Below are 11740 nucleotides of genomic sequence, written 5' to 3'. Positions count from 1 at the left end.
TAGTATGAGAGCAGGTTATTTTTTTACAGGGGGTGCTTATGGGTAAAGGAAATATATCAAAAAAAGACCTTCTTAGATGCGCTGGAAAGGCTTTATTAAAAAGCGCAAAGAAAATGGTTGTACGTGATAATATAATTTATCGTACAATCGCACTTCTCGTAGCGTTTGCTACAGTTTTCACATTAGGATTTAGTTCTCCTGCGCTTTATGCAGAGAACACAGTTGGAGAGCGTTACATTACTGCAATAGGCAGTATTGATGAAGAAGTTGCTGTACAGCACTTGACATTTGGCGCTTCTGAATCAGATATCGTATTCCCAGATTCAATTAATGCTACAGTTGAAACATATAAGGAAGTATTAATTGAAGAAGAAGTCCTTGAGGAAGAAATTCTTGAAGAAGAGATGGTTGAGGAGACAGTAGATGTTGAATCAGACGCTCCTACTACAGAGGAAGTAGTTGAATCAGAAGAGAATCCTGAGAATGAAGAAGTTGAGGAAGTACTCGTACCAGAATCAGACCAGGAAGTAGTAGAAGAAAACGTTGATGGTGAGACAACAGAGGCTACTGAGGAAACAGTTGTTGAGAAAGTAACAGAGACAACCGATACTACAGAAGCAGCTGAACCTACAGTAGATTCAACAGAGGCTACACCAGTAGAAGCAGCACCATCAGCAGAGTCAGCTGCACCTTCAGAGGATAACGGAAGTGATCCTGTGGCATTTGTAGTAGATTTATTATTTCCAGCAATGGTTGCACAGGCTGCAGAGATTGAAGATGCAGAAGAATTAGCTCCAACAGCAGAGCCTACATATAGGGTAGAGACAATTACAACTTCAGCAGAAGTTATGATTTCGGGAATCTCATGGTCATTAGATCCTGAGAGAAGTACAGGAAGTACATTTGATTCTTCTATCGAAGGTGCAAAGTATGTTTATGTACCAAATATTCCTGGAGAATATAAAGTTAATGCTAGTCTCCCAGTAATTACAGTAATTATTGGCACAGCAGATGAGACTTCTGAATTTGTGCAGAGTGTAGTAGTCGATGGAGTCCTTATTACAGTAAAGGCTGACAAGGGAGTATTCCCTGAGGGAGCAACACTTTCAGCAAGAAGTGCAACTGAGGTCGAGACAGCTATAGCAGAAGAAGCAGTTGAGTCAGAGCGCGAATCAGAGGACGTAGCAGCTTCTTATACATTTGACATTAAGGTTGTTGACGCAGCAGGAAACGAGATTCAGCCAGATACAACAAAGGGCACGGTAACTGTTTCTTTCGCACTTGAAGAGGCAAATAACGAACTTTTAGAGGCTGATATTTATCATATTACTGATGAAAATCCAGATAATCCTGAAGCTGAAAAGTTAGATACACAGAATATAAACAATACTGTAGAAGCAGAAACCACAGGCTTCTCATTCTATACAGTTGAGTTCACATATAATGACAAACAGTACGTACTGGATGGAAATTCAGAAGTTTATTTATCTGAAATACTTGAAACATTTGGCATAGACGGTGAAGTAACTGAAGCATATAGCAGTAATCCTGATTTGTTCAATGTTTACTATATAAGAAACAACTGGAGAGTAGCAGCAGTTAATCCATTTACATCACTTGAAACACTAACAGTAGTTGTCGATGGAGTTACGCATGAAATTCCTGTTACAGATAGCCAGGTGGATGTTCAAGATGGTTCGTTAAAATATGACGATGATAATGGCAAGAGTGCAGAGTCATTAGTAAATCTTGTATTAAGTGATGGCATTACAGCAACAAATGCTAAGAAAACAGGAACAGTATATACATTTTCTAATGGTGATGATGATATAGGCATTTCTCAAGGTATCGTATTAGATACAAGTGGCCAGGTTGCAAACAATGAACAAGACCCACAGCTGTCAGCTGATGTAGCGTCTTGGAATTATGATTATGGCGGAGATACATCCTCACTTGAATTTGAGATGGTGGCGGAGGGAAATCTCCTTAATTTCAATTATGCATTTGCATCAAGAGAGTTTGACCAGTCTTCTAATTTTAACGATGCATTTGGATTATATGTAAAGGTTAACAATGAACCATATAAAAATATTGCTCAGCTTACAAGAACAGATGGATCACAAGTACCAGTAACAATAGTAAACTTACGAGCAGGTGAATCTGGAACAGAAATGAGTAATGGTGGTAGTACAGATATAGATTCATGCCAACATACATTCTTCCATAAAACATCAATTGTAATGACTGGGAAAGAATCATCGGCTTTGAATGGTATATCAAATGTTTTTAATGCGCAAATACCAGTAAATATAGGTGATCATGTAATATTAAAATTTGTTATTTGTGACTGTGGAGATACAGGGTATAACTCATATGTATTTATTGAGGGTGGATCACTTAGTTTTAATCCAAACAATGAAGGAAAAAAACAAGAGGATCAATCAAATCCAACACCAAATACACCATCAGGTGGTGGAGGTTCAACTCATAAGTATTATCCTCCAATTACAACAACAGAGCCTACAGATGAAATCGTTCCTACAGAAGAACCAACAGATTTAACAGTTCGCACCGAAGAGGAGCCTGTAAGGGATAGAGAACCTGAACCAAAACCAACAGAAAAAGACGATGTGATAGAAGATGACAATGCAATAGGCCTTGGAAATATTATCGATCGTGGCGATATCTGGGGTAATGTGTCAGATGAAACCAAGCAGAAGTTGCTAGATAAACTTAACGAATCAGGTGGTGAAATTATCCAGGCTGAAAGCCTTGATAATATGGAATCAGTTCCAGTTACAGATAGACCTATAGCATATGTCATTGGCGAAGGTTCAGTTATCGTAACGCTTGAGTATAAGGGTAATGAAGAGAGAAGTGCAAGTCTTGCAGATGCAGCAGCAGTAGCAAACTCAATTCTTACACCGGAGCAGAGAGCAGCAGTTGCAGCGGGCAGCATTCTTGAGATCAAGGTAGAAGTTACACCTATAGATACGGAAACTGTTCCGGAACTTGATAGACAGGTTATCGATGATGGTGTTGTGTCTTATTCAGAAGAGTTGCCAGCTCTTACAATGGCAGATTATCTCGATATAAGCATGTTCTTCAGACTTGATGAAGAAGATTGGAACCAAGTAACAGATACAGACCCTATCGATATTGTAATTAGTATTCCTGAGCAGTACTTAGGATTATCTGATACATATTACATCATGAGAGCCCACGAAGGCAAAAGCACATTACTTTATGATACAGATGATGACCCTAATACAATAACTATTTCAACAGGTCAGTTCTCAACATATGCCTTATTATATGAGGACCCACAGGCAGTGGTTTCAACAGTAGAACTCGATCATGTATGCTACATCCATTGGATTATTCTTTTTGTAGCAATTGTTGGAGTTGCAGGAATTTATGTTGGACGTAGAAAACGTGGTGCAGTTTATGCAGTAGATGCAGTAGATGCGGTAGCTATGTTTATCCTTTCAAGATTTGGAACATGTAGCTTCGATTTAATAGCATTGGTAATTGGTATTATTGCTCTTGCTATTATGACATATACGGTAAAAGATGCTGCAGGACAAGAGACTAAATAGTCTCCTCTGAAGTATAAATAAATTTAATTCTAAACAACAGGTGCCTCCCTTTATGGGAGGCACTTGCACTTTGTTCATAGATATTTTGACAAAATTATGGGAAATAATGTTATTATAAAAATGGTAGGGCATGCCCTAGATTAAAATTAGGAAATAGATACATGGTAAATACAGAAAAAATTATAGAAAAAGTTATATTAGTTGCAGTAAACGAAGGGGATGAAGCTGAAGCATGGGATTCACTGCATGAGCTGGAAGAACTTTGTGAGACAGCAGGTGCTCAGGTGGTTGGACAGATTATGCAAAATCTTGAGAGAAGAAATCCCGGTACATATGTTGGTACTGGAAAGGTAGATGAGATTGCAGATTTGATATGGGAGACAGGGGCAACAGGCATTGTTTGCGATGATGAGCTCACTCCTGCTCAGATGCGAAATCTTGCTGATGCATTAGATACAAAGGTAATGGATAGGACGCTTATTATCCTTGATATTTTTGCAGCTAGAGCAGGTACTGCTGAGGGAAAGATTCAGGTAGAGCTGGCTCAGTTGCGTTATGAGATGACTCGTCTTACTGGTTTTGGTAAAAATATGTCCCGTGTTGGTGGTACTGCAGCAGGAGGCGGTGGTGCTATCGGTACTAGAGGTCCAGGTGAGAAAAAGCTGGAGATGGATAAACGTCTTATATCTGGACGTATTACACAGCTGAAAAAAGAGCTTGCAGATGTGGTAAGCCATCGTGAAATCACCAGAAGTAAAAGACAGCGAAACGGAGTTCCTGTTGCTGCCATAGTAGGATATACAAATGCAGGTAAATCTTCGTTTTTAAATAAAATGACAGATGCCAATATTCTAGAGTGGGATGCATTGTTTGCAACACTTGATCCTACCACTAGAGAATTACTTTTGGATAATGATCAAAAGATTTTGCTTACAGATACAGTAGGCTTCATTAGAAAGCTTCCTCATCATTTGGTAGATGCATTTAAGAGCACGCTTGAGGAAGCAAAATATGCTGATTTCATAATTCATGTGGTTGATGTTAGCAATCCACAAATGGACCGCCAGATGGAAATCGTATATGAGACCTTGGACAAGCTTGGCGTTTGTAACAAGCCTGTTGTTACTATATTTAACAAGGTTGACAAGGTGGCTGACGAACATGATTATCATGATTTGCGAGCCGACTACACGGTACATACATCGGTTAAAAATGGAAAGGGGCTTGATAGAGTACGTGAGATTCTCGCAGAATTATTACGAGATGGCAAAGAGTACATTGAGAAGCTTGTGCCTTATTCAGAAGCAGGTAGTATTGCAAAAATTCGTGAAAATGGTGAGTTAATATCAGAAGAATATCGTGAAGATGGCATTTTTATTAAGGCATACATATAAAATACATAGAAATTTACGAAAAACTTAGACATTCTTTACTTGTCATGTTAAACTATCTTCGGACAAAAGTGAAAAGGAAAAGAATTTTACTTCTCATGAAGGGGAAGTACGGTAGAAGGAGAATGAAATGACAATTGCACAATTCTTATCACTGCTAGGTGGAGTGGGCTTATTCTTGTTTGGTATGTCTATTATGTCCACAGGCCTTAAAAATAGTTGCGGTGACAATCTTCAGATAATCTTAGAAAAGGCTACTACAAACAAATTAGTAGCTGTTCTTGTGGGAATCGCAATGACGGTTCTCGTTCAGAGCTCATCAGCCACTGACGTTATGGTTATTGGTTTCGTTAATTCCGGAATGATGACCTTAGCTCAGGCTATTGGAGTTATCCTTGGTGCCAATATTGGTACTACAATCACAGCACAGATTACAGCTTTTAATATTGCTACATTTACACCATTATTACTTTTTGCTGGTGCAGTAATGTACTTGTTCATGAAGAACAATTTAGTAAAGCATATTGGTTCTGTAGTTATGGGATTTGGTATGCTCTTTCAGGGTATTACCATTATGAAGGCTGCTATTGCACCGCTTTCAAAATCAGAGGTATTTGTAAATTTCCTTACAACTTTACGTAATCCATTTTTAGCACTTTTATTTGGTATAGCATTTACTGCATTACTTCAGTCGTCATCATCTTCAACAGTTATCTTCCAGGCATTTGTTGTTCAGGGAATCCTTGATTATGACATTGCTGTATACTTGGTAATTGGTGCTGCCATCGGTTCTGTTACACCTAACCTTTTGGCTGCACTTACAGCTAATAGAAATGGTAAACGTTCAGCGATTCTAAACTTACTATTTAACATTACGAGAGCAATACTTATCGTAATAATTATAAATGTTACACCGCTATTAGATTGGATTCAGTCTACATCTACTGATCCAGGACGTCAGATAGCTAACACACATACAATTTTTGCTATAATCGCAGTATGCTTGATTTTCCCTATCACAGATTACATTATCAAGCTTACATATACATTCATTCCTGAGCTCCCAGAGGAGACAAGAGCAGCAGAGGATCGTCAGCTTGTATTTATGACTCAGGTAAACAATGTACCACCAAACATGGCTATTCATCAGGCTCAGCTTGAGGCAGCTAGAATGGGTGCCATTGCAGCAGAAAACTTCGAAAAGGCAATCGACTGCTTCTTTGATTACTCACCTGAAAAGGTCGAGGATGTAGAGGAGCGTGAAGAAACCGTAAACATCCTTAATCATGCAATTCAGGATGCAATGGTAAAGCTCCAAACATTGAACTTATCTGCTGAGAATCTTCGTAGAATATCTGCAATCACAATTGCAGTTACTGATATAGAACGTATCTCAGATCATGCGGAAAACATCATTGAATATGCAACACGTATGAAAAACAAAAAGACTAAGCTTTCCAAAAAGGCAGCCAAGGAACTTAAGGAAATGGCTGAAAACTCAATGGAAGAGGTTGAACTTGCCATCGACATCTTTACCTCTGAAAACTACGAGAATCTTCCAAAAATCGAAAAGCTTGAGTCCAAGGTTGACAAACAAGAGAAACAGCTCATCAATCACCACGTTGAGAGACTCATGGAAAATAAATGCGAACCAATCGCAGGTGTCATCTTCTCCGATATGGTCACTGACCTAGAGCGATGCGCCGACCACGCTATCAATATTGCATACGCACTCAAAGAGCACCCATAACAGGGTGCTCTTTTTCTGCCTCCAGCCCTTATGTTTGAAATACCCTTGCCCGCCCCATCTATGTAAAATTTCCACTGCGCATCTAGCCCCTGCCCGCCGCCTGCCCCATCACCTCCATGGAATACAATTTCGCGAATATTGTAGTTTTCCAATATGCAAAAGGGAGCATCCGCATGTGTCTTTCTATGGATGAACTATTTTGAAAAATGTATTTTTGCTGGGCGGACATTTTAGTTATTCTCAATTGGTACAACTCAGGTCTCAAGGGGGAATTGGGCTCATAATACATTCACCAAGAAAAATTACAAAGCTGGATTATCATATATTGGCACCGTGCTTTATACGACATCGTGTCGCGTGTCGCACTTGCGTCGCCGTCCTAGCGACGCATGCCAATATATTGATAATTCAGCTTTTATTTTTCTAGGTTCATTCCAAAATCGCCCAATTCCCCCTGAGCCTGAGTTGCACTAAATATAGTTTCTGGTGTCCGCCCATAAAATACCTTTTTCAAAATTGTACAGACATGAGAAAGACACATGCTAATAAAGATGCGACACTTGCATATTTGGAAAACAAAATATTCTTGCGAAGTATTCCATGGAGGTGATGGGGCAGGCGGCGGGCAGGGGCTAGATGCGCAGGGAACAAGTGGGAGAAGATGGAGCGGGCAAGGGTAAAAGTAGAGGAGGGGGGAGGCAGGAATAAAATGGGGGTTGTTATGGGTGCTACTATGATGTATAATGATGCAAATTTAGAAATGCAGAGTAGACTGTAAAGCGTAAAGTGCTTGGTGAACAGGGAGTTGTCATCAGGACGAAGGTTATGCCGCGGTTTTATGGTCGCATCCCGCTGCTACATAGGAAATGTATATATAATTACACCTTCTTTGTAAGCAATAGGGACTGCAAAGGAGGTGTATTTTTATGAATAAATTACGAGACACAAAGACACTTACAGTTGCAGCCATGCTAACAGCAATCGGAATAGTACTTGGATATTTCAAGTTGCCTATTAATCAATTTATTGAGATCCGATTTGCGTTCATACCATTGTGTGTGGCAGGTATGTTGCTGGGACCAGGTATTGCAGGAATTATGGGTATTCTTGTGGATGTAGGAGGATTTTTCCTTTACCCTACAGGTCCATTTTTCCCTGGGTTTACATTCAGTAGTATGATGACTGGTGTGATATTTGGAGTGATTCTCTATAAGCACAGACCTACATTGCAGAGAATCGTTGTATCGCAGGTCGTTAATACTGTAGTTGTAGGCATTTTATTGAATAGTATTTGGCTTAATATGCTTTATCTTAAGTTAGGCTATGTGAATACTATTTTGTATCGTCTACCAAAAGAATTGATTATGTTGGTAGTTAATACTGTTATGATCTACACATTGTTAAAGGCTTTTGAGAGAGTTAGACTTTATGAAAAAATATAGTTATTTAGAGGCAATTTCTTTTTTTGAGGAATTGCCTCATTTTGCACCACCGATAAATACAGGGGTTCCTCTAAAGGATATGTTTTCGCTAGATGCTGAGCAGGCTCTTTTGGAAAAATTAGGAAACCCTCATAATGATTTGAAATATGTTCATGTGGCAGGAACCAATGGTAAGGGCTCTACTGTGGCATATATTTCATCTGTATTGGATAAGGCAGGGATTAAAGTGGGAACATTTGCTTCGCCTTTTTTGTTTCGATATAACGAGATGTTTGTTGTGAATGGTAAAGAAATATCAGATGATGAGTTTGCAAAAATTTTCTCGGAGGTGAAGCCTGCCTATGATGAGCTTGCTTCAAAAGGGATTTACCCTAGTGAATATGAAATTCTTACTGTGATGGGCTTTGTTTATTTCAAGGAGATGAAATGTGATTTGGTTGTTCTTGAAGTGAGCATGGGCGGAAGAGTTGATACTACCAATGTTATACCGGCACCTATTGTGACAGTAATTACCCCTATAAGCTATGATCACATGTCTATATTGGGAAATACCTTGGCAGAGATTGCTGCTGAAAAAGCAGGAATAATTAAGGCAGGCACAGTGGTTGTTTCTGCAAGTCAGGAAAAAGAAGTTTCCACTGTGTTAGAAGAGGCTGCCGCGAGAATAGGGGTGGACTTAATTTATGGGCAAAAGCCAAAAGTTTTAAGTAGAAGTCTTAAGGGTCAAGTGTTTGAATTAGATGAAAAATATGAGACCTCGCTACTTGGAACATACCAGGTGGATAATGCAGCTCTTGCTATTCTTGCTGTAAAACAGCTTAGAAAAAGAGGGTATGCTATTTCTGATGCTGCCATAGCAGAGGGAATTAGGGGTACTAAATGGTTTGGCAGATTTTCTCTTACAGGTGAAAATCCATATGTAATTGTGGATGGTGGCCATAACAGGCAAGGAGCTGAGGTGCTGAGACAATCCTTAGAGCAATATTTTCCAAATCAAAAAATTGTTTTTCTTATGGGAATCCTTAAGGATAAAGAGGTAGATATAATATTAGAAAAGCTTATGCCTATTGCGAAGCGCTGCTATGTGGAAGAGGTTCCTAATAAACGAACTATGACCCAAAAAGAGTTAGTGGATAAAATACGCCAATATGGGATAGATGCAGTAGCACTTGAAAAAGGGGCTAATATAAAAGATTTAGTCCGAAAAGATGAGGTGCTTTGTATTTGCGGCTCGCTTTATTTAATAGAAAAATACTATTCGTATAATAATTTTTCACATTTAAATGGTACAATCAACAAGAATAGGTGAATTGTGTAATTGTAGCTATCCAATAAATGGGGGTATCTATGAGCGATAAGTTTTACCAAAGTGAAGCAAGTGGTCGGATTCCAAGGGGATTACCTGGTGGTTTCTTCATATATGAGGCCTATGGAGATGAAAAAATAATCTATGCAGGTCCAAACATTATTGAGATGTTTGGCTGTGATTCTTTTGAGGATTTTTTGGAGTTTACTGGTGGAAACTTTAAAGGGATGATTCATCCTGATGATTTCTTCAAGATAGAAAATCAGATTGAAGCTCAGACTAAGTATGCTGAAAAAAGGCATGATTATGTTAGATACAGAATTATTACCAAAAAGGGTGAGACTAAATATATCGAGGATTTTGGACATTTACTACATTCGCCAAGTGGAAAAAGCTATTATTTTGTTTTCATCGTTGACGTAGATGAGAATGAATATGTAAATAAAAACAGAAATTCCTATGCTGAAGCTGAAGTTTTGGCAACAAATAGAGAGACAGATGAATTAACTGGTTTACTTACGATGGCCTATTTTTATAACAAGGTGCAGGCTCTGCTTGAAACACCAGATGTAAGACGCCAAGAAGTAACCTTTATTCATTTTGATATCCCTAATTTCAAGTTATACAATGAGCGTCAAGGATTTAAAATGGGCGATGAATTGTTGAAGGAATTAGGCAAAACCATACGTGAAGTATTTATCGGTGCAACAGTTGCCAGATTTTCGGATGACCATTTTGTTGTATTTACGACTATTCCTAGACATGAAGTAAAGGAAAAGGTTGAAGAAGTCTATCGATCAATGCTTCTTACAGAGGATTTAAGTAAGAAGGTAAAAATAAAAGCTGGAATCTATTACATGGATGATCCTAGAGGCGAGATAGGATTGGCATGCGACCATGCAAGACTTGCATGTAACAGCATTAAAACCAGACATGATGTCAATTATTGCGTCTATGATGATATTATAAGAGATAATCTTCGCAGGCAGCAGTTTGTTGTAGACCATATAGATGAGGCAATTGCCAAGGATTATATTAAAGTTTTTTATCAACCAATTATTCGTGTAGCTACAGGAGATATTTGTGGCTACGAGGCTTTGGTTAGATGGATTGATCCTAAAGATGGAATCCTTGCTCCGGCGTACTTTATAGAGACCTTGGAGTATTTCCATTTAATGCATTTTGTGGATGAGTATGTGGTAAAAAGAGTATGTCAGGATTATCGTGCACTTAAGGATTCTGGAGAGGTTGTGGTTCCTGTATCAGTCAATATATCCCGCCTCGATTTTGAGGTTTGCGATGTATTTAAGCTGTTAGAGGATTTCACCGAGATTTATGATGTGCCTCGAAATATGATTGAAATAGAGATTACCGAGAGCGCATTTGATGATAATACTGGATTAATCAAGGAAGCGGTTAAAAAGATTCGAAATGCTGGATATGAAATTTGGATAGACGATTTTGGAAGCGGATATTCATCACTTAATTCTATCGCAAATTATGAATTTGATGTATTGAAGCTTGATATGGCATTTCTTCGTAGCATCGACAATAGTCCTAAGGCCAAGCCACTTGTTAAATATGTGGTTGGAGCAGCTAATGAGATGGGAATATCTCCACTATGTGAGGGTGTTGAGAGCGAAGAAAACTATGAGTTCTTAAAGGAGATTGGTTGTGACAGAGCTCAAGGCTATTACTTTGGAAAACCAATGCCTCTTGATGAACTATTAGATACTATGTATCAAAAGGGTTATCGTTGGGAAGTTCCAGAATAAATCTAAAACTTACGGACCGGGACTTTATTAGTCCCGGTTCTTTTGGGTTAGAAAATCTTGAAATATGTTTTATTTTATTATATAATCATGAATACGAGTGGCTATATGCCCAATATTAGTTTGTATTAAATGTATGAGGCAGCGGTGCCTTGTACCTGTTAAGGAGGATTTTATAATGATTACAGCCGGTGATTTTAGAAACGGTATGACAATCGAGATGGACAACAAAGTTTATCAGATTATCGAGTTCCAGCATGTAAAGCCAGGTAAGGGTGCAGCTTTCGTTCGTACAAAGCTTAAGGATATCAAGGGTGGCGGTGTTACAGAAACATCTTTCCGTCCTACAGAGAAGTTCCCAGCAGCACGTATCGATCGTAAGGATATGCAGTATCTTTACAACGATGGTGAGCTTTACAACTTCATGGATGTTGAGACATATGATCAGGTAGCTCTTACATCTGACCAGATTGGTGATGC

At 38.7% G+C, this 11740-nt stretch carries 6 protein-coding genes, 1 pseudogene and 1 riboswitch; all 7 genes and pseudogenes read left to right on the top strand.

Translation table 11 applies throughout. The features are described from left to right. The first annotated feature begins 38 nt into the window (after positions 1 to 38). Entirely contained in the window at positions 39 to 3599 is a 3561-nt protein-coding gene (locus tag E7276_RS12025) for a choice-of-anchor L domain-containing protein (protein WP_294217950.1), read from the top strand. Positions 3600 to 3760: 161 nt separating this feature from the next. Continuing rightward, positions 3761 to 4993 (top strand): GTPase HflX, encoded by a 1233-nt coding sequence (gene hflX, locus E7276_RS12020; protein ID WP_294217947.1) that lies wholly within the window; start codon positions 3761 to 3763, stop codon positions 4991 to 4993. 127 nt (positions 4994 to 5120) lie between these two features. Continuing rightward, positions 5121 to 6740, top strand: a complete 1620-nt coding sequence (locus E7276_RS12015) for a Na/Pi cotransporter family protein (RefSeq protein WP_294217944.1) — start codon at positions 5121 to 5123, stop codon at positions 6738 to 6740. Positions 6741 to 7501: 761 nt separating this feature from the next. Then, positions 7502 to 7597, top strand: a riboswitch (THF riboswitch). Positions 7598 to 7666: 69 nt separating this feature from the next. Continuing rightward, entirely contained in the window at positions 7667 to 8182 is a 516-nt protein-coding gene (locus E7276_RS12010) for a folate family ECF transporter S component (protein ID WP_294217943.1), read from the top strand. Further along, positions 8169 to 9491, top strand: coding sequence for a bifunctional folylpolyglutamate synthase/dihydrofolate synthase (locus tag E7276_RS12005; RefSeq protein WP_294217940.1), 1323 nt, complete (start codon positions 8169 to 8171; stop codon positions 9489 to 9491). Before E7276_RS12010 ends, E7276_RS12005 begins: the two co-directional genes overlap by 14 nt. 38 nt (positions 9492 to 9529) lie before the next feature. Further along, entirely contained in the window at positions 9530 to 11263 is a 1734-nt protein-coding gene (locus E7276_RS12000; protein ID WP_294217938.1) for a GGDEF and EAL domain-containing protein, read from the top strand. A 175-nt stretch (positions 11264 to 11438) separates the two neighbouring features. Next, positions 11439 to 11740 (top strand): annotated as a pseudogene (locus E7276_RS11995) (elongation factor P); the annotation flags it as partial.

It is taken from the genome of Pseudobutyrivibrio sp. (assembly GCF_015057185.1).
Taxonomy (GTDB): domain Bacteria; phylum Bacillota; class Clostridia; order Lachnospirales; family Lachnospiraceae; genus Pseudobutyrivibrio.
This window is presented reverse-complemented; position numbering and strand designations above follow the sequence as displayed.

Bases quoted from the DNA above. Each gene is read 5' to 3' on its own strand.
- E7276_RS12010 (WP_294217943.1), top strand. From the start codon at position 7,667: ATGAATAAATTACGAGACACAAAGACACTTACAGTTGCAGCCATGCTA.
- hflX (WP_294217947.1), top strand. From the start codon at position 3,761: ATGGTAAATACAGAAAAAATTATAGAAAAAGTTATATTAGTTGCAGTA.
- E7276_RS12000 (WP_294217938.1), top strand. From the start codon at position 9,530: ATGAGCGATAAGTTTTACCAAAGTGAAGCAAGTGGTCGGATTCCAAGG.
- E7276_RS12015 (WP_294217944.1), top strand. From the start codon at position 5,121: ATGACAATTGCACAATTCTTATCACTGCTAGGTGGAGTGGGCTTATTC.
- E7276_RS12025 (WP_294217950.1), top strand. From the start codon at position 39: ATGGGTAAAGGAAATATATCAAAAAAAGACCTTCTTAGATGCGCTGGA.
- E7276_RS12005 (WP_294217940.1), top strand. From the start codon at position 8,169: ATGAAAAAATATAGTTATTTAGAGGCAATTTCTTTTTTTGAGGAATTG.